This window comes from Bacillus sp. EB106-07-01-XG149, assembly GCF_058791555.1.
The window spans coordinates 1,103,382-1,127,041 of sequence record NZ_JBYTDP010000001.1 but is presented as its reverse complement, the minus strand read 5'-3'; the positions used below and the strand labels follow the sequence as shown (position 1 = coordinate 1,127,041).

The 23,660-nt window shown below is 33.9% G+C and carries 21 protein-coding genes and 2 other annotated features; of the genes, 20 read left to right on the top strand and 1 reads right to left on the bottom strand.

The genetic code is table 11. From position 1 onward, the window contains the following. Positions 1-121: 121 nt before the first annotated feature. A complete protein-coding gene (locus AC3WTA_RS05770; RefSeq protein ID WP_001258525.1) occupies positions 122-994 on the top strand; it encodes an aminoglycoside 6-adenylyltransferase in 873 nt (290 codons plus the stop codon). A 117-nt stretch (positions 995-1,111) separates the two neighbouring features. Then, the gene (locus AC3WTA_RS05765; protein ID WP_000291196.1) at positions 1,112-1,939 is read left to right on the top strand and encodes a peptidoglycan-N-acetylglucosamine deacetylase; all 828 of its coding nucleotides are present in this window, start codon (positions 1,112-1,114) and stop codon (positions 1,937-1,939) included. An 88-nt stretch (positions 1,940-2,027) separates the two neighbouring features. Here AC3WTA_RS05765 and AC3WTA_RS05760 read toward each other — a convergent pair whose 3' ends face one another. Next, a complete protein-coding gene (locus AC3WTA_RS05760; RefSeq protein WP_000141349.1) occupies positions 2,028-2,636 on the bottom strand; it encodes an NUDIX hydrolase in 609 nt (202 codons plus the stop codon). A gap of 82 nt (positions 2,637-2,718) precedes the next feature. On the opposite strand from AC3WTA_RS05760, the gene AC3WTA_RS05755 reads away from it, so the two are divergent. The 18 genes from AC3WTA_RS05755 (at position 2,719) to asbD (ending at position 23,638) form a co-directional block, all read left to right on the top strand. Then, entirely contained in the window at positions 2,719-3,357 is a 639-nt protein-coding gene (locus tag AC3WTA_RS05755) for a pyridoxamine 5'-phosphate oxidase family protein (RefSeq protein ID WP_000510737.1), read from the top strand. A 234-nt stretch (positions 3,358-3,591) separates the two neighbouring features. After that, positions 3,592-3,823 (top strand) — a binding site (T-box leader). A 115-nt stretch (positions 3,824-3,938) separates the two neighbouring features. Further along, positions 3,939-4,170, top strand: a binding site (T-box leader). Positions 4,171-4,324: 154 nt separating this feature from the next. After that, complete coding sequence (locus AC3WTA_RS05750; protein ID WP_001066910.1) at positions 4,325-5,620, top strand: homoserine dehydrogenase; 1,296 nt, start codon at positions 4,325-4,327, stop codon at positions 5,618-5,620. Next, positions 5,613-6,671, top strand: coding sequence for a threonine synthase (gene thrC / locus AC3WTA_RS05745; protein ID WP_000276445.1), 1,059 nt, complete (start codon positions 5,613-5,615; stop codon positions 6,669-6,671). The genes AC3WTA_RS05750 and thrC overlap by 8 nt, the downstream gene beginning before the upstream one ends. Continuing rightward, positions 6,668-7,561, top strand: coding sequence for a homoserine kinase (gene thrB, locus AC3WTA_RS05740; protein WP_000612662.1), 894 nt, complete (start codon positions 6,668-6,670; stop codon positions 7,559-7,561). The genes thrC and thrB overlap by 4 nt, the downstream gene beginning before the upstream one ends. 112 nt (positions 7,562-7,673) lie before the next feature. Continuing rightward, complete coding sequence (locus AC3WTA_RS05735) at positions 7,674-7,883, top strand: DUF6366 family protein (RefSeq protein WP_000712287.1); 210 nt, start codon at positions 7,674-7,676, stop codon at positions 7,881-7,883. Positions 7,884-8,093: 210 nt separating this feature from the next. Continuing rightward, entirely contained in the window at positions 8,094-10,397 is a 2,304-nt protein-coding gene (locus AC3WTA_RS05730; protein ID WP_000738136.1) for a glycoside hydrolase, read from the top strand. A 283-nt stretch (positions 10,398-10,680) separates the two neighbouring features. Next, positions 10,681-11,682: an LCP family protein gene (locus tag AC3WTA_RS05725; RefSeq protein ID WP_000093640.1), complete on the top strand. Its 1,002-nt coding sequence runs from the start codon at positions 10,681-10,683 to the stop codon at positions 11,680-11,682. Between the two features lie 164 nt (positions 11,683-11,846). Continuing rightward, entirely contained in the window at positions 11,847-13,094 is a 1,248-nt protein-coding gene (locus AC3WTA_RS05720; RefSeq protein ID WP_001174819.1) for a hypothetical protein, read from the top strand. Positions 13,095-13,107: 13 nt separating this feature from the next. After that, positions 13,108-13,797, top strand: coding sequence for a response regulator transcription factor (locus AC3WTA_RS05715; protein WP_001142159.1), 690 nt, complete (start codon positions 13,108-13,110; stop codon positions 13,795-13,797). After that, on the top strand, positions 13,794-15,155 hold the full coding sequence (locus AC3WTA_RS05710; RefSeq protein WP_000824509.1) for a sensor histidine kinase: 1,362 nt from the start codon (positions 13,794-13,796) through the stop codon (positions 15,153-15,155). Before AC3WTA_RS05715 ends, AC3WTA_RS05710 begins: the two co-directional genes overlap by 4 nt. Before the next feature lie 101 nt (positions 15,156-15,256). Continuing rightward, positions 15,257-16,078, top strand: coding sequence for a peptidoglycan-N-acetylglucosamine deacetylase (locus AC3WTA_RS05705; protein ID WP_000409390.1), 822 nt, complete (start codon positions 15,257-15,259; stop codon positions 16,076-16,078). Between the two features lie 14 nt (positions 16,079-16,092). Beyond that, entirely contained in the window at positions 16,093-16,749 is a 657-nt protein-coding gene (locus tag AC3WTA_RS05700; RefSeq protein ID WP_000873560.1) for a YkyA family protein, read from the top strand. A gap of 159 nt (positions 16,750-16,908) precedes the next feature. Beyond that, on the top strand, positions 16,909-17,589 hold the full coding sequence (locus AC3WTA_RS05695) for an MgtC/SapB family protein (protein ID WP_000119502.1): 681 nt from the start codon (positions 16,909-16,911) through the stop codon (positions 17,587-17,589). Between the two features lie 96 nt (positions 17,590-17,685). Further along, positions 17,686-18,207: a GNAT family N-acetyltransferase gene (locus AC3WTA_RS05690; RefSeq protein WP_000402425.1), complete on the top strand. Its 522-nt coding sequence runs from the start codon at positions 17,686-17,688 to the stop codon at positions 18,205-18,207. A gap of 247 nt (positions 18,208-18,454) precedes the next feature. Beyond that, positions 18,455-20,263 carry an IucA/IucC family protein gene (locus tag AC3WTA_RS05685; RefSeq protein WP_001163360.1) on the top strand — a complete coding sequence of 603 codons (1,809 nt, stop codon included), beginning with the start codon at positions 18,455-18,457 and terminating at the stop codon, positions 20,261-20,263. A gap of 60 nt (positions 20,264-20,323) precedes the next feature. Then, complete coding sequence (locus tag AC3WTA_RS05680; RefSeq protein WP_002203456.1) at positions 20,324-22,162, top strand: IucA/IucC family protein; 1,839 nt, start codon at positions 20,324-20,326, stop codon at positions 22,160-22,162. Beyond that, the gene (gene asbC, locus AC3WTA_RS05675) at positions 22,149-23,387 is read left to right on the top strand and encodes a 3,4-dihydroxybenzoic acid-AMP ligase AsbC (protein WP_000909562.1); all 1,239 of its coding nucleotides are present in this window, start codon (positions 22,149-22,151) and stop codon (positions 23,385-23,387) included. Before AC3WTA_RS05680 ends, asbC begins: the two co-directional genes overlap by 14 nt. After that, on the top strand, positions 23,384-23,638 hold the full coding sequence (gene asbD, locus AC3WTA_RS05670) for a petrobactin biosynthesis protein AsbD (protein WP_001250755.1): 255 nt from the start codon (positions 23,384-23,386) through the stop codon (positions 23,636-23,638). The genes asbC and asbD overlap by 4 nt, the downstream gene beginning before the upstream one ends. Positions 23,639-23,660: the final 22 nt, after the last annotated feature.

The following is a 23,660-nucleotide window of genomic DNA, read 5'->3' as shown; positions in this document are numbered from 1 at the left end:
AGAGAAAATGAAAAAGATGTTTCAAAAATTATAACATGTATCGTGTACAACGCAGCTACCTCGTGGACCTCCAACATACTTGGAAATATAAGTTTATATAAAAATTGGAGGTAAGGAATAGATGAGAACTGAAAAAGAAATGTTAGACTTAATTATAAATACAGCAAAAGAGGATGAAAGAATCCGAGCAGTTATCATGAATGGATCACGTGTAAATCCAAATGTGAAAAGAGATTGTTTTCAAGACTATGATATTATGTATGTTGTAAATGATATACAATCTTTTACGTCTAATCATAATTGGATTCATAGATTTGGAGAAATAATGATTGTACAAATGCCAGAAGAAATGTCATTAATTCCAGCGGACGAAGACGGGAAATTTCCGTATTTAATGCAGTTTATGGATGGAAATCGAATTGATTTAACGCTCGTTCCATTTGATTTGATAAATAAGTTCGTTGGACAAGATAGTTTAAGTAAACTGTTTCTGGATAAAGATAATTGTATTGTTGAATTTCCACCAGCAAGCGATAAAGATTACTTAATAAAAAAGCCTACAGAAAAAGAGTTTTTAGATTGCTGTAATGAATTTTGGTGGTGTAGTACGAATGTAGGGAAAGGACTATGGAGAGAAGAACTTTCTTATGCGAAAGGGATGCTTGATGGTCCAGTACGAGATATGTTCATTGTAATGCTAGAATGGCATATTGGTATGAAAACAGACTTTACAGGTAATGCAGGAAAGTTTGGGAAGCATTTCGAGCAATATATTGAAAAAGATATGTGGGAGCAATTTAAAAGAACTTTTTCTAATGCAGAATATGAAAACATATGGGAGTCATTCTTTATCATGGGTAATTTATTTAGGGAAGTAGCGAATGAAATTGCTAACACATATGGATATCAATACCCGCAAGGTGATGATGACAGAGTGACAAGCTATTTAAAACATGTGAAAGCTTTGCCGAAAGATAGTACATCGATTTATTAATAATAGTAAGCAATAAGACTGTCCTAATTACGGACAGTCTTATTTTTGTTCATGAATAGGAATTTCTCTAACAAAGTGCAGATGAATCACATATGAAATTTTAGGGAGGTTTTTATCATGTATTATTTTTATTCACCAGAAATGTTTGCTCCATATGAATGGGGACTAGAACGAGATGTTTCGTACGCCTATATGCCATATCACTCATTTTATTATGGAGACTATATAAGCTCATTGCCATACGCATATATCCCTCAAAACTATGAAGTACAAATGAAAGCATATGAGCGTGGATCGTGGACACCATTTTCGTGGGTCGAAAAATATGCGTATGCATTTTCCGGACCGTACAATAAAGCGGAAGTCGCTCTTACATTTGATGATGGACCAGATTTAGAATTTACGCCAAAAATTTTGGATAAGTTAAAACAACATAATGTAAAAGCGACTTTCTTCTTGCTTGGTGAAAATGCGGAAAAGTTTCCGAATGTAGTAAAACGTATTGCGAATGAAGGGCATGTAATTGGTAATCATACGTATAGCCATCCGAATTTAGCGAAAGTAACTGATGCTGAGTACCGTAATCAAATTATAAAAACAGAAGAAATATTAAATCGTTTAGCTGGTTATGCACCGAAGTTTATACGTCCACCGTACGGTGAAATACTTGAAAATCAATTGAAATGGGCGACAGAGCAAAACTTTATGATTGTACAGTGGAGTGTTGATACGGTTGATTGGAAAGGAGTAAGCGCTGATACGATTACAAATAATGTGTTAGGGAATTCATTTCCTGGCAGTGTCATCCTTCAGCATTCAACCCCAGGTGGGCATTTACAAGGATCTGTAGAGGCGCTAGATAAATTTATTCCGCAGTTAAAAACGAAAGGGGCACGCTTTGTAACGCTGCCAAGTATGTTTCAAACATCGAAAGAGAGAAAATGAAGTGGAGTTTAAATCAGTCGGGTATTGTCAATCATCCACTATTAAGAATAGGACTCCCAAGTATTTTAAAATGGGAGTCCTATTTTGTTTATAAACTATTATTTTTTAGTAATTCTTTTCCTTGTTCTACAACGAATTCATAGTATGCAAGATCATATGGATAAATATCTTCAAATGTTATCGTTATCGGTTTATTGCTTAAAACAGAAATAGTTGTTAAAGATGCAATCTCTTTTTTTAATAGTTGTAAAAAAGAGGTTGCATGTACTTTCATCACATCGTCTACTTCTTCACCTGGTGCAAATGGAAGTGGATTGATGACATTGTGAAAATACATATGACAAAATTCACGATCAGTAAGATTTGAAATTTCATAATCTATTTTAAAAATTCCTTTGTATGCTAAATCAGCCGTTTGAAAAGAGAGTCCCAATTCTTCTTCGATTTCACGAAGGCCACCGATGTCTACTTTTTCATCATGCATAATATGTCCAGCTGAAGTAATATCCCATATACATGGAGCTTCTTTTTTATTTTTAGAGCGTAATTGGAAATATAAGAACATATCTTCAGCATCTTTTTCTACAAACCAACAATGAAATGTTTCGTGCCAATCACCGTCACGATGCACTTCATCACGCAATTTCTTCCCAAGTGTATTTCTTTCAGGATCAAATATTGTTAACCACTCTGTCATTTTAATTCCCCTTTCTGCAAATTTTATTATACAATATCTGTATTGAATTTTGGGAAAATAAAGAAAAATGGAGTGGTTAATAGTGGGGATAGAGAGTAAAGAAATAAAATCGATTATTTCAACAGAGGAAGAATTACGGAAAATATTGGGGCAACCAAGTGAGCGAGCGTTAAAGAAAGTTATTTCATCATTAGACCACCATTGCGTAGATTTTCTGTCTAAATCTCCTTTTCTAGTATTATCTACTGCAAATAAATTAGGAGAGTGTGATGCTTCGCCGAGAGGAGACGCACCTGGGTTTGTATTCGTATTAAATAATAATCAAATTATCATTCCAGAAAGACCAGGTAACCGTCGTATAGATTCCATTTTGAACATTATTTCAAATCCATACGTAGGGTTACTCTTTTTTATTCCAGGCCTTGGGGAGACGCTTCGGATAAACGGCCGAGCGTATATTACAAACGACGAAGAGATATTGCAAGAAATGCAGGCGAATGGGCGCAATCCGTTACTTGGAATTGTCGTTGAAATAGAAGAGTGTTATATTCATTGTGCAAAAGCTTTTATCCGATCTAAGATGTGGGATCCAGAATCTTGGTTACATAAAAAAGAGTTACCTTCAGCAGCAAAAATGTTGCTGGAGCATGCGAAAGTAAATACTTCTGAAGAAGATGTTGCACGTTCTTTAGAAGAAAGTTATACGAAAAGATTGTATTGAAAAAACTTTATAGATATAGTTTTGTAAGGTGAATATGTACACATTTTAGAATGTGATATTCATATAAGAATCGTTGATTTACAAACTGGAGAAATAACAAAATAGGTAAATCAAGTGGTAGTTGCATAATGCTATTTTGAAATACAATAAAAAATGATTTTGAAAATAGTTAGTAAAAATAGGCTTGCTTTTTAAAAAGTTGATAACTATAATAAGTTAACAAATAGACATGAACGAAAAGTAACGATAAGGATATGAAATCATTTTTACGGTTTACAGAGAGGGAAGCCAAGGGTGTGAGCTTCCTAACACGAGAAATGATTTTACCACCTTTGAACTTCAATAGTGAACGAGTAATCTAGTAATTATTGACGGAATCAGCCGTTATCTGAACTTGAGCAATCTAGAAGGAAATAAGTCTGGATTGGAACAAGGGTGGAACCACGAAAACACATTCGTCCCTTTCCTAGGGATGAGTGTGTTTTTTTATGGAATTATAGATTGAAAATTAAAAATAATTAAAAAATAGTATTGATTTTGTTGTTTATGCGAGTATAATGAATTAACAAATAAACATGAGCGAAAAAGTAACGATAAGGACACGGAATCATTTTTACGGTTTACAGAGAGGGAAGCCAAGGGTGTGAGCTTCCTAACACGAGAAATGATTTTACCACCTTTGAACTTCAATAGTGAACGAGTAATCTAGTAATTATTGACGGAATCAGCCGTTATCTGAACTTGAGCAATCTAGAAGGAAATAAGTCTAGATTGGAACAAGGGTGGAACCACGAAAACACATTCGTCCCTTTCCTAGGGATGAGTGTGTTTTTTTATTACTTTGAAAGGAGGTGCTGTAACATGAAACGATTTGTACGTACGGAAATAACCACCACCTGCATGATTAAAAAGCAGAGCAAGGTGATTGATAGAGATAAAAAATAAAATTGTAGGAGGAGATTAGAAAATGAATAACGTTATTAATGTTGGGGTGTTAGGCTTAGGTACGGTCGGAAGTGGTGTTGTCCATATTTTGAAAGAACATTATAAAAAAATTGCACTTGATACAGGGTATGAAGTGAAGGTAAAGACAGTCGTTGTACGTGACTTAGAAAAAGAACGTGATGTTTGCATTGATGGGATCGTAGTAACAAGTCATGTCGATGAAGTTCTAAATGATCCAAATATTGATATTGTAGTAGAGGTAATGGGCGGAATTGAAGAAGCAAAGCAACATATTGTTAAGGCTTTACGAAATAAAAAACATGTCGTAACAGCAAATAAAGATTTAATGGCTGTATACGGTGCAGAGCTTCTCCAACTGGCGAACGATAATGATTGTGATCTATGTTATGAAGCAAGTGTAGCGGGCGGTATTCCGGTGTTAAGGGGATTAACAGATGGATTAGCTTCAGATCAAATTGAAAAAATAATGGGGATTGTAAATGGTACAACAAATTACATGTTAACAAAGATGAGTCAAAAGGGATGGTCGTATGAAGAGGCTTTACAAGAAGCCCAAAAATTAGGTTTTGCAGAATCGGATCCAACAGCGGATGTAGATGGGCTAGATGCGGCGAGAAAGGTAGCCATTCTTGCAAACTTAGGTTTTTCGATGAATGTTTCTTTAGATGATGTACAAGTAAGAGGGATTCGAAAGGTCGAAAAAGAAGATTTACAAATGGCAGAAAAATTAGGATTTACTATGAAATTAATTGGTAAAGCAGAGAAACAAGGGTCAGCCATTCATTTAAGTGTAGAACCGACTCTTTTACCAAGTCATCATCCATTATCGAATGTAAATAATGAATTTAATGCAGTATATGTTCACGGTCAAGCAGTAGGGGAAGTAATGTTTTACGGACCTGGAGCTGGGAAGTTACCGACAGGTTCTGCTGTAGTAAGTGATATTATTTCAATCGTTAAAAATATGAATCAAGTCCCGAAAAATAAAAGTGCGTTAAAAGAACCAGAGCCATATGAATTACAAGGAGATGAAGAAGTCGTTTCGAAATATTTCTTACGTATTTCATTACGAGATGAACCTGGGATGTTACAAAAAATAACAGAATGTTTCGTTAATTATTCTGTAAGTTTAAAAGAAGTTATTCAATTACCTTTAAATCGTGAACTTGCAGAAGTCGTTGTTGTGACACATCAAACTTCAAAGTATCAATTCGAACGAGTACTAGGAGCGATAGAAAATGTCGCAAGTGAAATAAACAGTTATTACATTATTGAGGAGGAAAAACAATATGTATAAAGGATTATTAAAACAGTATGCTTCTTATTTACCGGTGAATGGAAATACACCTGATGTGAGCTTAATGGAAGGAAATACACCGCTTATTCCGTTATTAAATATATCAAAACAATTAGGAATTCAGTTATACGGTAAGTATGAAGGAGCGAATCCGACAGGTTCTTTTAAAGATCGTGGTATGGTAATGGCTGTTGCGAAGGCGAAAGAAGAAGGTTCGGAGGCAATTATTTGTGCATCAACAGGTAATACCTCGGCATCGGCCGCAGCATACGCGGCACGCCTTGGAATGAAATGTATAATCGTAATCCCTGAAGGAAAGATTGCACATGGAAAATTAGCGCAAGCAGTCGCCTATGGAGCTGAAATCATTTCAATAGAAGGAAATTTTGATGATGCACTTAAGGCTGTAAGAAATATTGCTGCGGAAGAGCCGATTACATTAGTAAACTCAGTGAATCCTTATCGAATTGAAGGGCAAAAGACAGCAGCATTTGAAATTTGTGACCAGTTGCAAAGTGCACCAGATGTTTTAGCGATTCCTGTTGGGAATGCCGGAAATATTACAGCATACTGGAAAGGTTTCTGTGAATATGAGAAAGAAAAAGGCTATAAGAAGCCAAGAATTCACGGATTTGAAGCAGAAGGAGCAGCAGCAATTGTAAAAGGACATGTCATTGAAGAACCTGAAACAATTGCAACAGCGATTCGTATCGGTAACCCCGCAAGTTGGTCATATGCAGTAGAGGCTGCTGAACAGTCTCACGGTGAAATAGATATGGTATCAGATGAAGAAATTTTACATGCGTATAGATTATTAGCAAAAACGGAAGGGGTTTTCGCTGAGCCAGGATCAAATGCTTCATTAGCAGGTGTAATTAAACATGTTCAATCTGGAAAAATCAAAAAAGGAGAGACAGTTGTTGCAGTTTTAACTGGAAACGGCTTGAAAGATCCTGATATCGCAATTTCTTCTAATACATTAGACATTGCAAATGTTTCAAATAATATAGAACAAATTAAAGAACATATTAAAGGGGTGATTATGTCGTGATACCATTAAGTATTCGTGTTCCTGCTAGTACAGCGAATGTTGGACCTGGATTTGATTCAGTAGGAATAGCTTTGTCATTATATTTAGATGTGGTGGTAAAAGAAAAAGCTGATAGATGGCAAGTAATCCATTCCTTTGAAGAATCAATTCCGACAGATGATAAAAATTTAATCGTTAGCACGGCATGTAAAGTATGTCCTTCTTTATCACCTCATATAATAGAAGTTACTAGTAATATCCCGCTTACAAGAGGACTAGGAAGTAGTGCAGCAGCAATTGTAGCAGGGATAGAGCTTGCGAATCAACTTGGCAATTTAAACTTAACGACTGATCAAAAAGTTCAAATTGCAACAAATTTTGAAGGGCATCCAGATAATGTTGCGGCTTCTATATTAGGAGGAACTGTAATCGGAGCACTTGATGGAAAGAATGTTTCGGTTGTAAGAATTGAAAGTAAGGAATTAGGTGTAATTTCTCTTATTCCAAATGAAGAGTTAAATACAGAGGAAAGCCGATCTGTATTACCAGATGTGTTTCCGTTTCATGAAGCAGTTAAGGCTAGTGCAATCAGCAACGTATTAGTAGCTGCGTTTTGTCAAAAGAAGTGGGAAGTTGTAGGTGAAATGATGGAAAGAGATCATTTTCACGAGCCGTATCGTTTAGAACTCGTACCGCTATTACCCTCAATTCGTAAATGTGCAAAAGAGTTTGGATCATACGGCACAGCGCTTAGTGGTGCAGGTCCATCCATTTTTATATTAACGCCATATGATAAGCGTCAAGAAATTGCTGAGCAATTAGCGAGAGTATTTACGTCTATGAAAGTATGTGAGCTAGAAATCGATCATAGAGGAATTACTGTAAATAAAGAAGAACATATAGAACTATAAAAAAGCTAGCATTGCTAGCTTTTTTTGTTGTAAATATCTTTTCAGTTTTCATATAAAAGAAAAGTAATAATGTATAATTTAGTAAAGCGTGTATTCATTTGGAGGCGATCGTATGAAAAAAGAGTCACCAGAAGAAAACAGAGAACGTATAAGGCAAAGTGAATTGAAAAATAATCCTACCGGTTCTTTACATGATGGATTCAACAGAGCTGAATCAGGTAGTCCAGTTGATATGACGGGTGGTATGAATTGGAAAGGTACAGCGCTAGTAATTTTAGTGCTAGTTTTAGGGTGTATTATATACACTTATTTTTTTAGTTAAAAAATAAGTGTTAAAGCTTCGAATTATTTGCTTTTATATTTAGTGGGGATGAAAAAACACTATTGTACTACATATACTTTAAGCAGATTATAGTTGTTCATACACACTTATTTATAATACTCAAAATAGAGCTAGCGTTATGCTAGTTCTATTTTTTTGCCACATTCCTGTAACAAAGCCCCTGTATATTCAGTGGTGGAGGTGCAGAAGATGAAAAAAATGATAGCAATATGTCTTCTTACAACGATGTCATTTTCGACTTTAGTCGGGTGTGATGTAAAAGGTAACAAGGCTGTACAAGAGTCTAAAGTAAAGAAAGCGACGTATAAAGAGTTCACTTACGATGTAAATCCAGAGACTTTCACGTTAACTGTAGAACATGATGGTGTAAAGGAACAGGCATCACAGCCGTTACCGAAAATGAAGGTGTCGAATGTAAAAAAAGACAAGGATCGCACATCTTGGGAATACCCAGATCAAAAAGTAAAAGTGAATCTAGAAAAGAAAAAAGATCACTTAAATATTGAAGTGGAATCGACTGGTGCAGAAAGTTTTACATGGCCGAAAGTACAAGCTGAAAATTATACACTTCCGTTATGGGAAGGAAAACAAATTCCGAGTAATGATGAAAATTGGAAGAAGTTTTTAAAGGATGATGCATATTCATTTGCTGAATCATTTTCTATGAAGTTTTTTGCGCTAAATGGTTCGAAATATTCCATTGTATATATTGCGAACAATATGTTTAATAATGAATTGAAATTTCATTCGGATCCGAAAATAGGATTTGATTTTATACATGAATTCCCGAGTATAAATAAAAATAAAACATATGGATTTCAATTATATGTGACAAATAATGATGCAGTCAGTATTGCTAAACTGTATAAGGATAATATTGCTCGAAAAGGTGAATTTAAAACATTACAAGAAAAGGCTAGAAAAAATAAAGAGATTGAAAAACTTTATGGTGCGGCTCATTTTTATTTTTGGAATCAAAATGGTTTGTCTGACAGTAACATAAATTGGCCTAAAATAAGAGAGCAAATAAATAGTCCTGTGTTTAGTCATATAAAAGGGCTTATTCAAAAGAATAGTTCGGAGCCTGGAGAACTGAGTGTGTTTGAGCAAGTAAGTAAACAAGATTTCATTGATAAGTATCAAAAAAATGTTATTTTGCGTTATGTAAATGAAGTATTATCAATGAAGGAATTGTATAAAAAGGATATTTTCCAAAATGTTGATCAGAACGCTAGTGAGTTATTAAACAAAGGGATAGATCACTTATCGAAGATGGAGTTATATAACTTAAATAAGCATGTATTAAAGTCGGCGCTCGGTGATGCGGTTGAAGAAGTAAGTAAATGGGGTAAAGCAGATGGAACGGATATTATAAAGGAAATGAAAGCGGCAGGAATAGACAATGCATGGATTGGGCTACCGAATTGGGAACAAGGGTATATGCAGCCTGATTTCGTGACAGAAGCTAAGAAAATAGGATATTTAGTTGGTCCGTATGATTCTTATCATTCTATTCACGAAAAAGTAGATAAAAATTGGAATACAGCTTCTTTTCAGGATCCATCGCTATATGAAGAGGCAACTGTGACGAAGAAAAATGGAGAAAAAGTGCAAGGATTTTTAGGTAGAGGACGAAAGTTAAATCCAACTTTATCTCTTCCTAGTGTAAAAGAGCGAATGAACGATATATTACAAAATGGACCTAAATATAATTCATGGTTTATTGATTGTGATGCAACAGGTGAAATTTATGATGATTATTCGGCAAAACATATAACGACACAAGAACAAGATTTAAAAGCAAGATTGCAACGAATGGATTATATTGCGCAAGAAAAAGGTATGGTAGTTGGCTCAGAAGGCGGAAATGACTTTGCAAGTAGCACGATTGCATTTGCTCACGGTATTGAAACACCGGTTATTAAATGGGACGATGAAGATATGAGGAAAAATAAAACAAGTCCGTATTATGTAGGCGGATATTGGTCACCGAATCAAAATGTTCCAGAAAAATATGCAAAACAAGTACCGTTAAAAGAAGAATATAAACAAGTATATTTAAACCCTGTATATTCAGTACCATTATATAAATTAGTATACAATGATTCTGTAATTACAACGCACCACTGGGAATGGGGAAGTTTGAAAGTAAAAGATGAGGTAGGAAACCGTATGCTATACGAATTATTGTATAATGTTCCTCCGTTGTACCATTTAGATGAAGTAGAGTGGAATAAGCATAAACAAGAAATTACGCAGCATCTGAAAGTTTGGAATGAAGTTCATGAAAAGGCAGTAAAAGAAGAAATGACGAACTTTGCATATTTGTCAGAAGATAAATTAGTTCAATCTGCTTCTTATGGAAAAGATATTAAAATTATTGTGAATTTCTCGAATGAAGAGATAGAAATAGAAAAGACGAAACTAAAAGCAAAATCCGCTTTCATTAATAATCATGGGAAGAAAACAATGTATACACCGCTTGAGGGATAAAATGAAATGTATTGTTGCATTACTGATTTTTTAGGTGAAAATTGAAGGATTCGAAACGGATAAATTTATAAATCTGTAATTTCGGATGTTGCGAAGTGTTAAATATTTGAAGTTGGAAAATAGTGACTTGCCAAAAATAAGCACGAGAGTATAATGTGAAATGGAATACATATTGGATTCATCATGTAACCTTACAAAAATGTAAGGTGTTTGAAAGGAAATTCAATATGAAGAATACTAGACATACATTATACTAGGGAAAGAGAAAGAGAGGCGAATGAAGATGAGCTCTGAATTAGAACAAAATACGAGAAGCAATAAAAAACGTTCTAAAAGAAGGTCAATAAAATGGTTCATTTTAATTCCATTTTTCCTACTTATTTTTGGAGGAGTAGGATATGGATCATTAATATATAATAAAGCAAAAGCTGTTGTAAGTGATGCGTATGCACAAATTGATAAATCATCAAAACGTGATAAAGAAGTTGAGCCTTTAAAGGATAACATCTCTATTTTAATTATGGGTGTAGATGGTAGTGAAATGCGAAAAAGTCAATATGGTGAAGCTGTTCGCACAGATGCACTTTTATTAGCAACAATTAATAAAGATGATAAATCAGTTAAATTAGTAAGTATTCCGCGTGATTCACGTGTATATATTCCATCTAGAAAGAAATTAGATAAAATTACACACGCACACGTATTTGGTGGTGTTGAAAGTACACGAGATACAGTGGAAAGATTTTTAAATGTTCCTGTTGATTATTATGTGAAGTTTAACTTTGAATCATTCGTACAAATTGTCGATTCACTTGGTGGTATTGATATTGATGTACCTGTTACTTTCACAGAGCAAGATAGTAAAGACCAAGCGGGTATGATTCATTTAGAAAAAGGCTTCCAACATTTAAATGGAGAACAAGCACTTGCACTTGCAAGAACGCGTAAAATTGATAGTGACGCAATGCGTGGACAAAGACAACAACTTGTAATAGAAGCAATTGTAAAAAAAGCGATGTCTGTGCAATCAATTAGCAAAATGGGTTCTTTACTTGATGCGGTTGATAAAAATATGAAAACGAACTTAACTTTCGATGATATGCTTGCGATTACAAAAAATATGGCAGGATCTAATTTAGAAATGGAAAAAATGCAAATAGAAGGTACGGATAAACGTATCGGAGGTATTTATTATTACATTCCAAACGAAAAAAATGTAAAAGATATTTCAAAAAAATTAAATGAGCATTTAGGTGTAACACCAAAACCAGTTCGAAATGAATAATAAAAAAAGATTGGCCTTTGCCAATCTTTTTTTGTCGGAATGGATTTGTAACTTTTCTGTAACGATTTTTTATTTTAGAAAAATTATACTCATATGTATGAGAATATTGGAGAAGCAAAAAGTAAAGAAAAATAATGAAAATCTGTAATAAGGAAAGATATCATATGCAGAAATGGATAGGCATTATGGGAATCATTTTTATGTTGACTGGATGTAAAATGTCTGAAGCTCCAACAAGTTTAATGGGTGCTCCTGCCAATGAAAAATGGATTAATGAACTAAAAGAGCAAATAGATAAAGATTTGCCTGTTAATTATCGATTGCTTACTCCAATGTCTAATAAAGATAAACAGATGATTTGGTCAATGGATTTTAAACAAGATAATAAGAAAGAAGCCATCTTATTTTATAAATTACCGAATGAAGATCATAGCGTATATTTAGCTGTCTATGAAGAAGTTGGAAATGGATGGAAAGTAAAGTCCACGCATAGATTTGATGGTGGAGATGTAGATATCGTTGAAGTCGGTGATTTTACAGGGAACGGGAAGCGAGAGTTATTAATCGGAGTTTCTGTAAGTCGTGAATCGTTAGAACATGTTATGTATGTTTTTTCGGAAGAAAATGAAGATATGAAGGAAATATATAATCGAAGTTATACGAAGTTATTCATAGAGGATCTAAATAAAAATGGACTGAAAGATATAAGCCTTGTTACGTATGAAAAAGATGAGAAGTTGACAGTTGAGTTTATGGAACAATTTAAAACTTTATCTGAGGCATCATTCGATCCATTTATAAATAGCATTCAAAGAATACAAATGGGCCGTGTTTCTAAATCACTAAAGGCGGTTGTAATTGATGCAGGAGTTGGCGCTCATTCAGGGATAACGTATGTAGCAAAATTTGATAAGGGTCATTATGAGGTATTACCTATAGATGGGAAAGAAGATTTGTTCAATGAATATGTTGTAGAAAGTAAAGATGTTAATGAAGACGGCATTATTGAATTTGTTCGTACAGTGCGTCCACAAGGTTGGGAAGATAAATCACATGGTGATAGTCCGCTTTTCGAACGCTACATACAGTGGAGTGAATCTGGAATTAAACCAATTGAAGAAAGATATATCGATATAGAAAAAGGATATTATGTGAAAATTCCTGAAGAGTTAATTGGAAAAATTACGATACCATATGAGCGAAAGGAATCAAATTCTCAAAAGTTTTTGGAGACAAGTACAAAAGAATTATGGCTTGAAGTCCATATATTTAAGCGGAAAGAATGGTTCAAAATAAAAGGATACGAAGCAGCAGTTAAAACAGCTTCTCACGTATATGCTGTACCGAAACAACCACATTTTGAAAAAGTAAAAGCATATGTAAAACCGCTAGCGGATTATCAACAAGAGTAGGGAGGTGGAAATTATGCCAACAATTTTAGTTTTAGAAGATGAAATGCCTATTCGTAGTTTTATCGTCTTAAATTTGAAACGTGCTGGATTTTATGTGTTAGAAGCTAGTACGGGAGAAGAGGCGTTACAGATTTTATGTGAACATACTGTTGATGTAGCATTGCTTGATGTAATGTTACCAGGAATCGATGGTTTTCAAGTTTGTAAATCCATCCGGGAAGAAAATAAAAAAATAGGTATTATTATGTTAACCGCACGCGTACAAAATGAAGATAAAGTACAAGGACTAGGAATTGGTGCAGATGATTATATCGCAAAACCGTTTAGTCCAGTGGAATTAATTGCACGTATACAATCGTTACTAAGAAGAATAGAAGTACATGATGAAAAAGCGAATATGATCATATCTGGCCCGTTTTCGTTAAATGTTATAGAAGAAAGATTATATAAAAGTGGACAATTAGTTGATTTAACCCCTACAGAGTATATGATATTACAGTATTTGATGAATCAGGCTTCAAAGCCGGTTTCACGTGATGAAATTTTAAATATGATTTGGGGAACGAATTATGTAGGTGAGACGAAAGTAGTAGATGTAAATATGAGGCGGTTACGCCAAAAGATAGAATGTAATCCATCAGAACCTGAATTTATTCTTACTGTGTGGGGAAAAGGATATGTGTGGAAGGAAAGTATAAGATGAAAAGAAAAGTGACTTTATATTTTATGACGGTCATTATACTTATGCTCGTATTATTTGAAGTCGTATTTTCAGTCTCCATTTATCGATATTATTATAATGGTATTGTGCAATATATAGAATCTCATGCGAAGACAAGTACGCGATTTTTCTCTGAATACAATTCCCTATACTTTATTCGTTTGCAAGAATACAGCGGGGATATAATTGAGAGCTTTCAGTTAGAAGGAACCGAATTACAATTAATTGATCGACATGGTACGATTATACAGTCGTCAAGTGGACAAAAGGTAGAAGGTAAAGTAGTTATTCCGTATTCTTTACTAGAAGGAGAAATGTATCATCAAGTGACTGTTACGAAAGACAATGTGAAACAATTGGAAGTGATTAGTCCACTTATTCATCAAGGACAAACGATCGGTGTTTTGAAATATACAACTGTTTTAACGAATGTAAATGCAAAGATTATTGAAATTATTATGTTTACTATTTCAGTTGGAATTGTCATTTCTGGTATCGTATTCTTAATCAGTAGACGATTAGCGAATTCGTTTGTTAAACCTATCGAATCTATTATTCATGCTTCTTCACAAATTGCAGAAGGTACATTAAAGAAGAAAATTAAAGAGGATTATCCAGGTGAATTAGGTGAGTTAGCATATAGTTTAAATCATATGTCTAATAAAATAGAAAAAGCGGAACAGATGAAAAATGAATTCATTGCTTCTATTTCTCATGAAATACGAACGCCTTTAACTGGAATTAAAGGTTGGAGTGAGACGTTAAAAACGGTAGATCATTTAACAGAAGAAGAGATAAAGCAAGGCATGGGAATTATTTCAGGTGAGACAGACCGATTGATTCATTTAGTAGAAGAATTGCTAGATTTTTCAAGATTACAATCAAATCATTTTAATTTATATAAACAAAATGTGCAAATGTACGATATACTAGAGGAGACGATTTGGCAATTAACTCCTAACGCTGAAGAGAAACAAATTCAATTTATTAATACGATAGAAAGAATTGAATTGATGGGAGATCGAAATAGGCTAAAGCAAATTTTCTTGAATATCGTTCAAAATGCTATTAAATATTCACATGAAAAAGGTACAATTCATATTGAAGCGACTAAAAATGAAGGACAAGCAGTGATAAAGGTGAAAGACGAAGGGATTGGAATTGCTAAAGAGCATTTACCATATATAGAACAGTCATTTTACCAGATTAATAACAATGCTACAGGTGCAGGTCTCGGTTTAGCCATCGTTAAAAAAATGGTAGAGCTTCATGGAGGCACACTTAATTTTATAAGTAAAGAAGGAATAGGAACAACCATTTTGATAAAACTCCCACTATAATACATATATAGGTCTGTTTATATAGTGTAATAAAATAAATAGATGTATAATTATATTGGGTGATTTATATATAAGATTAATAGGGAGAGGAATTCGATAGAATGGAAAAAGCTTTTAAAATTAAACGAGTAGTAGTCGTTTTAATAGCGATTGCAGCAGTAGCTATTGGGTATTTCATGTTTCAATCCATTACTTCACCAGCAAAGGCTGTTGCAAAACAAGAAAACGTAGTACAGCTTGCAAGTGAACAACCGAAAGTAGAAATGAATAAAACGGCACCAAGTCGTTTTAATGGAAAAGAAAGAAAAGTTGCTTATCTTACATTTGATGATGGCCCAGGGAAATATACGGCTGAATTGTTAAATATGTTAAAACAGCATGATGCGAAGGCGACGTTCTTTTTAATTGGAGCGAATGTAAAAGAATTTCCGGATTTAGTGAAACGTGAAAATGCAGAGGGTCATTATGTAGGTATGCATAGTATGACACATAATTTTGCGAAGTTATATAAAAATGGCGAGTATGTAAATGAAATGAAAGAAGATCAAAGCTTAATCGCAAATATTATTGGAAAATCACCTAAATTAACACGTCCACCATACGGTTCGATGCCTGGATTAAATGAAGGCCTTCGAAATAAAGTGGTAGAGGGCGGTTTTAAAGTATGGGATTGGACAATTGATTCATTAGATTGGAAATATAACAAAATGCAAGTTGATGCAGCGGCAGCACAAATTGCTCAAAACGTAATAACACATGCAACAAAACCACAGGAAGTTATTTTAATGCATGACATTCACCCACAATCAGTTGCTGCTGTGCCAGCAATTTTAAAAGGGTTAAAAGAAAAGGGTTATGAGTTTGAAGCTTATCATGAAGAGAGTCACTTCCCAGTGAATTTCTGGCATGATAACCGTATGTAATGGAGGAATGAACGTTGAAGTATGGAAAAGTAGCAGTAGTTGGAGCACTATCAGTAGGACTATTAACAGGTTGTTTCGGTGAAAAACCAGAAGAAAATCTATATACAGCTTTTGAAACAGCAGCGACACAAGAAAAATCATTAGTTGATGAAGCGAAGAAGTTAGAGAAATTAGAGAATGAAGGTCAAGAACTATATTCTCAAATTTTACAAGAAGGTAAAGATCATAATGACGCTGTTATGAAGAAGATAGAGCAAGCTACTGCAAATGTAGATGACCGTGAAAAAGTATTGAAAAATGAGAAAGAAATGCTAGAAAAAGCTCAGAAAGAAACGAAATCTGTTCAAGGAAATATAGAGAAGCTTGAAGATAAGAAGTTACAAAAACAAGCGAAAGCAGTAGAAGAGTCGTATAAAAACCGTTATGATGCATTCCAAAAGATGAATGAAAATTATACGAAGGCGTTAGCGACTGAAAAAGAACTGTATGAAAAATTAAAAGTAAAAGAAACGAAATTAAAAGAGATTGGTGAAAAAGTTAAGGCTGTTAATGAATTAACTGTGGAAGCACAAAAATCAAAAGAGCAATTTAACAATTTTACAAAAGAGTATAATGACAGTAAATTAGCATTCTACAAAGATGCAGAGATTAAGATGAAAGATCAGAAATAAAGAAGAATCTTAAGCATAATAAAAAGCCGGAGAAACATCGTTACAAATGTTTTTTCGGCTTTTTACGTTAAATGAATAGAAAAGACTGGAATTGATATCATAAAAGAGTTATAGTGAATTATTCCAAGGGAAACATTGTAAAGTAAGGAGAATGGAAATATGTCATATGAATTTTTACTCAAATTAGGTTTAGCACTCTTTTTAGGATTATTCATCGGGATAGATAGGCAGCTAAAGAATAAACCGCTTGGTGTGAAAACAAGTATGGTTATTTCTGTAGCAAGTTGTTTAATTACGATGGTTTCAATTGAAGCCGTACATGTATATTCTGTTCCAGGACATACAAATATGGATCCAATGCGTCTAGCTGCTCAAATTGTGAGTGGGATTGGTTTTCTTGGGGCAGGTGTTATTTTACGAAGAAGTAATGATGTTATTTCTGGATTAACGACAGCTTCTATGGTGTGGGCTGCTTCAGCTTTAGGTATTGCGATTGGAGCAGGATTTTATTTACAAGCGACGGTTGCTATGATTTTAATTATTTTAGCAATTAACGTACTTCCACAACTTGTGAAAATTGCAGGTCCGTATTCATTAAGACAAAAGGATTTATCTATAAAAATTACTGTAAAAGAGCATCATGAGTTAGATGGTATATTTAAGCAAATTAAAAATTTAGGTATGCATGTGAAACGAGTGAAAATTAAAGATATAGATAATGGAGCATTTCAGCAACTGGAAATGGTTATTTTAGCTCCAGAAGATTTATATACAACAGAGTTGTATAGTTCACTGAAAGAGATTGATCGTGTTGTTTCAGTTGAAGTGGAAAGTAGATAATTGTGATAAAAAAGAGTGAATTTACTTCACTCTTTTTTTATTTGGATTTTTAAGGGAATAAATTGATATAATGATGAATAACAAGGGGGAGAAATGATGGAAATACATATTAGAAGAGCGATAAAAGATGATATACGAGGTATAGCAAAGGTGCATGTTGATAGCTGGAAAACAACGTATAAAGGGATATTTGCTGACGAATTTTTAGAAAATATAACATATGAGCAACGAGAAAAACAATGGGAAAATATTTTTCAACAAGAGGATAAATCCAAATATAGATTTGTAGCAGAGACGTCAGATGAAACAATAATCGGATTCATTGACGGGGGAGTGGAAAGAAGTGGTGCATATAATTGTGATGGGGAATTATATGCAATCTACCTTTTACAAGAGTATCAAGGAATGAAAATAGGACAAAAGTTATTTCAATCTCTATTATCAGAATGTATAAATAATGATATGCAATCACTTTTAGTATGGGTTGTTACGAATAATCCGTCTAAAAATTTTTATGAAAAATTTAATCCAGAAAAAATTGATACAAAATTTTTAGAGCGAGTACAGGTAGAAGAAACAGCCTATTGTTGGAGAGATATAAATAATATTATTATGTAAACTTATTCTTTGAAAGAGGTATGCCAATTAAGGTATACCTCTTTTGTTTAACTATTTTGGATGGATTACTAATGAAAAATAGTAAGTATATAGTTTGAAATTGAGTATTTTTTTCGTGTATTTTTAACTAGATTAAAGAAAAGAGAGAAAACAAGAAAAGTTAAATTAGATATAAAAATTCTGAAATATTCAATTGTTGTTTATTATATAAAATTTCGATAGCTTTAATATAAAGAGGAGGACCAATATGCAGCATGCGAAACAAATCGCAGAACATGCAACATTACAAAGTTTTTTAAACTGTTATTTAAGAGAAACAGGGAGTGGAGAATGGGTTACAGAGGATGAAAAAATGAAAAGTATCTTCAGTAATACGTTGAATAGAGATATAGTCCCCACATATTTATATTGTCGGCTATCGGCACAACACATTACTTTGTATGGAGAAGTTATATATAAATCAGCAACAGATCGCCATTTGTTTGGAGAACAATTTTATTATCAAATGGGAGAAAATAAGAATGTTATAAAAGCAGATTACGTTACAGTTATTACATTCTTAATAAAAGAGATGTCTATCAACTACGGAGAAGGGACGAATCCTGCTGAACTTATGCTTCGAGTTATTCGTAGTTGTCAAAATATTGAAGAATTTACAAAGGAGAGAATAGAAGATACATCTGCATTATACGGTTTCCATACATCCTTTATAGAAGCGGAGCAATCTTTATTATTTGGACATTTAACTCATCCAACCCCAAAGAGTAGACAAGGTATTTTGGAATGGAAAAGCGCAATGTATTCTCCAGAATTAAAAGGAGAATGTCAGCTTCATTATTTTAGGGCACATAAAAATATAGTAAATGAAAAATCATTATTGTTAGATTCTACAACAGTAATTCTAAAAGAAGAGTTACGTAATGATGAGATGGTTTGTAAAGAATTTATATCGAAGTATTGTAATGAAGATGAATATTCATTACTTCCAATTCATCCGCTTCAGGCAGAATGGCTATTACACCAATCATACGTACAGGATTGGATAGATCAAGGAGTACTTGAATATATCGGTCCTGTCGGTAAGTATTATATGGCAACATCATCACTTAGGACGTTATATCATCCCCAATCAAAATATATGCTTAAGTTTTCATTTCCAGTAAAAGTAACAAATTCAATGCGTATTAATAAATTGAAGGAACTAGAGAGTGGTCTTGAAGGAAAGGAAATGCTAAATACAGCAATTGGTGAAGTGTTAGAGAAGTTTCCAGGTTTTGATTTTATTTGTGATCCAGCATTTATTACATTAAATTACGGGGCAAAAGAATCTGGATTTGAAGTAATTATACGAGAGAATCCTTTTTATAGTGAACATGCAAATGACGCTACTTTAATTGCTGGATTAGTGCAAGATGCTATACCTGGGGAACGTACTCGTTTATCGAATATTATTCATCGACTAGCAGATTTAGAAGGTAGAAGCTGTGAAGAAGTAAGTTTAGATTGGTTTAGACGATATATGAATATTTCTTTAAAGCCGATGGTATGGATGTACTTACGTTATGGTGTTGCATTAGAAGCGCATCAGCAAAATAGCGTTGTTCAGCTAAAGGATGGTTATCCGGTCAAATATTATTTCCGTGATAATCAAGGGTTTTATTTCTGTAATTCAATGAAAGAGATGCTTAATAATGAGTTGGCTGGCATTGGAGAGCGTACTGGAAATTTATATGACGATTATATTGTAGATGAGAGATTTCGTTACTACTTAATTTTTAATCATATGTTTGGTCTCATTAACGGTTTTGGCACAGCAGGATTAATTAAGGAGGAATTTCTTCTCTCTGAATTAAGATCTGTACTTGAATCGTTCCTTCCGTATAACCGTGAACCTTCTACCTTTTTAAGAGAATTGTTAGAAGAGGATAAGTTGGCATGTAAAGCAAATTTATTAACGAGATTTTTCGATGTCGATGAGTTAAGTAATCCTTTAGAACAAGCAATTTACGTACAGGTACAGAATCCGCTCGTTAGAGAAGTGGCTGTTCGTTCATAAATAACGTTAAAATTTCACGTAATACAAATAATGGTGTTTTTTCGTAAGGCGGAGGGAGTTATGAGAGTGGACATGTATCATACGAGAATATTGAAAGCGCTTGAATCAGAAGATTACATTTCAGTACGAAGAAGAGTGTTACGTCAATTAGTAGAGTCGTTAATTTATGAGGGGATTATTACGCCAATTCGCATAGAAAATGAAGAACAAATTCTTTTTCTTATACAAGGACTTGATGAGGACAACAAAAGTGTCACGTACGAATGTTACGGAAGAGAACGAATGACATTTGGACGTATCTCTATAGATTCATTAGTAATAAGAGTTCAAGAGGGAAAACAAGAAATACACTCAGTCTCTCAATTTTTGGAAGAAGTTTTTCGGATTGTTAACGTAGAACAAACGAAATTAGATTCTTTTATTCATGAATTAGAACAAACGATATTTAAAGACACGATTGCACAATATGAAAGACATAATAAGGTGAAATATACTCAAAAATCGTACGATGACTTTGAGTGCCATTTAATAGACGGTCACCCATATCATCCTAGCTATAAAGCACGAATTGGATTTCAATATCGTGACAATTTTCAATATGGATATGAATTTATGAGACCAATAAAAATTGTATGGATTGCAGCGCATAAGAAATATGCGGCTGTAGGTTATGAAAATGAAGTAATCTATGACAATATTTTAAAAGGTGAGATAGGCGAGCATAAATTAGAAGCATATATGGAACGAATTCACATTGCGGGATGCGATCCAAAGCAGTACGTGTTTATACCTGTTCATCCTTGGCAGTGGGAGAATTTCATCATTCCAAATTACGCTGACCATATACAGGATAAAAATATAATTTATTTAGGACAATCGGCGGATGATTATTGCGCGCAACAATCGATGAGGACGTTAAGAAATGTTACGAATCCAAAGAGACCATATGTAAAGTTATCGCTGAACATACTTAACACTTCAACACTCCGTACGCTGAAACCATATTCAGTTGTGAGTGCACCAGCTATATCGAATTGGTTAAGTGATGTCGTAAGTCAGGATTCTTATTTAAGGGATGAATCGCGCATTATTTTGCTAAAGGAATTTTCGAGTGTAACGTATGATACGAATAAGAAAGCCACATATGGTTCATTAGGATGCATTTGGCGTGAAAGCGTTCATAAATATTTAAATGAGAAAGAGGATGCGGTTCCCTTTAACGGCTTATATGCAAAAGAGAAAGACGGGACACCAGTTATTGATGCATGGTTAAACAAATATGGGATAGAAAATTGGCTACGATTACTGATTCAAAAAGCGATCATACCAGTTATACATCTTGTTGTAGAGCATGGAATCGCATTAGAATCACACGGACAAAATATGATTTTAGTTCATAAAGAAGGGCTACCTGTCCGTATTGCATTAAAGGATTTCCATGAAGGACTTGAGTTTTATCGTCCATTCTTAAAAGAAATGAATAAATGTCCAGACTTTACTAAAATGCATAAAACGTATGTGAATGGAAAAATGAATGATTTCTTTGAAATGAATCGTATTGAATGTTTACAAGAGATGGTATTAGATGCACTGTTCTTATTTAATGTAGGAGAATTAGCTTTCGTACTTGCAGACGAATATGATTGGAAAGAAGAAATTTTTTGGATGATAGTTGTCGAAGAAATTGAAAATCATTTTAGAAAATATCCATACTTGAAAGATAGATTTGAAAGTATTCAGCTATACACTCCTACATTCTATGCTGAGCAATTAACGAAGCGACGATTATATATGGATGTGGAATCGCTTGTTCATGAAGTTCCAAATCCATTGTATAGAGCAAGCCAACTTATGAAACAAAAATCAGTTGTTACAGGGGGAAATTATGCTAATCGTTAATAAACAAGAGTATAGCAAAAGTGATTTTGATTTGAGATTACAAGTTTATGAGGAAATGGAACAATTTCAAAAAGCAGCAGGAAATAGATTTGCGCTTTGTTTGAAAGATCCATTCGATATTATTACGCTTGTGTTTTTCTTAAAAGAAAAGAAATTATCAGTATTGCTTATACATGAAGATACGCCAAAAGAAACGGCTATTGAAATGGCAAAGCGTGCAAATTGTATCGGGATATTATATGGAGAATATAGCGATTTTACGAAATTAGAAGTAGTGAACGCTTTACTAGAAGAGCCTTCTTTATTGCAATATAGTTCTGGAACAACAGGAGAACCAAAACTGATTCGTAGAGCATGGGCGGAAGTGGATACAGAAATTACGGCTTATAATGAAGCTTTAAACTGTGAAGTAGATGAAGTGCCGATTGTTATGGCTCCTGTTTCACATTCATACGGACTAATATGTGGTACGTTATCTGCAATTACGCGGGGAAGCAAACCTATCATCATTACGAATAAAAATCCTAAATTCGCCTTAAATATAGTTCGCAATACAGAAAAACATATCATATATGCAGTACCACTTATGTTACATATTATGGGGAGTTTCCCGCAAGGAACATTTCAGTTTCATAAAATTATGACATCCGGAGCGCCTTTGCCAGAAGCATTATTTTATAAACTAAAAGAAATGACAACATATATGATGCAGCAATACGGTTGTTCTGAAGCAGGTTGTATTAGTATATGTCATGATATGAAAAGCCATTTAGATTTAGGAAATCCACTACCTCATGTGAGTATAAGCATAGGTTCAGATGAAAATATGCCTGAAGAAATCGTAGTGAAAATGAACGATAAGGAAATTTTTACGAAAGATTTGGGGTATAAATCTGAGCGCGGCCTTCATTTTATGGGGCGCATGGATGATGTGATTAACGTTTCAGGATTAAAAGTCTTTCCTATAGAGGTAGAAGAAACGATGCTTCGACTAGAAGGTGTTCAAGAGGCAATTGTATATCGAGGGAAACATCCTGTGATGGGCGAAATAGTTAAAGCGAAAGTAATCTCTCATATTGAGCCGGTTCGAATAAGAGAATGGTGTATACAGCATTTACCAGCTTATAAAGTTCCACATGAGATTGAAAGTGTAACTGAAATTCCGAAAAATAAAACTGGAAAAGTAAGTAGAAAGTTACTAGAGATGGGAGAGGTTACAACATGAGACGTGAAACATTAAAAAATGAAGTATTGAAAATTATGAAAGAAAAAATGGAACTAAAAAATGTAACGCATTTAGAAGAAACGATGCGTTTAAACCAAGATTTATATATAGATTCGGTAATGATGTTACAACTCATAGTTTACATAGAAATGGATGTAAAGCTATGCGTTCCAGAGGATGAGGTAGATCCAAAAGCATTTCTTACTGTAGGATCTTTACTTGATTTTATGGAGGAGCTACAGCCGGTATAAGAAGTAAATGTGAATAATTAAC

What these genes read in the sequence shown, in the direction of transcription:
- AC3WTA_RS05770 (WP_001258525.1), top strand. Translation starts at nt 122, where the DNA reads ATGAGAACTGAAAAAGAAATGTTAGACTTAATTATAAATACAGCAAAA.
- AC3WTA_RS05765 (WP_000291196.1), top strand. Translation starts at nt 1,112, where the DNA reads ATGTATTATTTTTATTCACCAGAAATGTTTGCTCCATATGAATGGGGA.
- AC3WTA_RS05760 (WP_000141349.1), bottom strand. Translation starts at nt 2,636, where the DNA reads ATGACAGAGTGGTTAACAATATTTGATCCTGAAAGAAATACACTTGGG.
- AC3WTA_RS05750 (WP_001066910.1), top strand. Translation starts at nt 4,325, where the DNA reads ATGAATAACGTTATTAATGTTGGGGTGTTAGGCTTAGGTACGGTCGGA.
- thrC (WP_000276445.1), top strand. Translation starts at nt 5,613, where the DNA reads ATGTATAAAGGATTATTAAAACAGTATGCTTCTTATTTACCGGTGAAT.
- AC3WTA_RS05735 (WP_000712287.1), top strand. Translation starts at nt 7,674, where the DNA reads ATGAAAAAAGAGTCACCAGAAGAAAACAGAGAACGTATAAGGCAAAGT.
- AC3WTA_RS05730 (WP_000738136.1), top strand. Translation starts at nt 8,094, where the DNA reads ATGAAAAAAATGATAGCAATATGTCTTCTTACAACGATGTCATTTTCG.
- AC3WTA_RS05725 (WP_000093640.1), top strand. Translation starts at nt 10,681, where the DNA reads ATGAGCTCTGAATTAGAACAAAATACGAGAAGCAATAAAAAACGTTCT.
- AC3WTA_RS05720 (WP_001174819.1), top strand. Translation starts at nt 11,847, where the DNA reads ATGCAGAAATGGATAGGCATTATGGGAATCATTTTTATGTTGACTGGA.
- AC3WTA_RS05715 (WP_001142159.1), top strand. Translation starts at nt 13,108, where the DNA reads ATGCCAACAATTTTAGTTTTAGAAGATGAAATGCCTATTCGTAGTTTT.
- AC3WTA_RS05710 (WP_000824509.1), top strand. Translation starts at nt 13,794, where the DNA reads ATGAAAAGAAAAGTGACTTTATATTTTATGACGGTCATTATACTTATG.
- AC3WTA_RS05705 (WP_000409390.1), top strand. Translation starts at nt 15,257, where the DNA reads ATGGAAAAAGCTTTTAAAATTAAACGAGTAGTAGTCGTTTTAATAGCG.
- AC3WTA_RS05695 (WP_000119502.1), top strand. Translation starts at nt 16,909, where the DNA reads ATGTCATATGAATTTTTACTCAAATTAGGTTTAGCACTCTTTTTAGGA.
- AC3WTA_RS05690 (WP_000402425.1), top strand. Translation starts at nt 17,686, where the DNA reads ATGGAAATACATATTAGAAGAGCGATAAAAGATGATATACGAGGTATA.
- AC3WTA_RS05685 (WP_001163360.1), top strand. Translation starts at nt 18,455, where the DNA reads ATGCAGCATGCGAAACAAATCGCAGAACATGCAACATTACAAAGTTTT.
- AC3WTA_RS05680 (WP_002203456.1), top strand. Translation starts at nt 20,324, where the DNA reads ATGAGAGTGGACATGTATCATACGAGAATATTGAAAGCGCTTGAATCA.
- asbC (WP_000909562.1), top strand. Translation starts at nt 22,149, where the DNA reads ATGCTAATCGTTAATAAACAAGAGTATAGCAAAAGTGATTTTGATTTG.
- asbD (WP_001250755.1), top strand. Translation starts at nt 23,384, where the DNA reads ATGAGACGTGAAACATTAAAAAATGAAGTATTGAAAATTATGAAAGAA.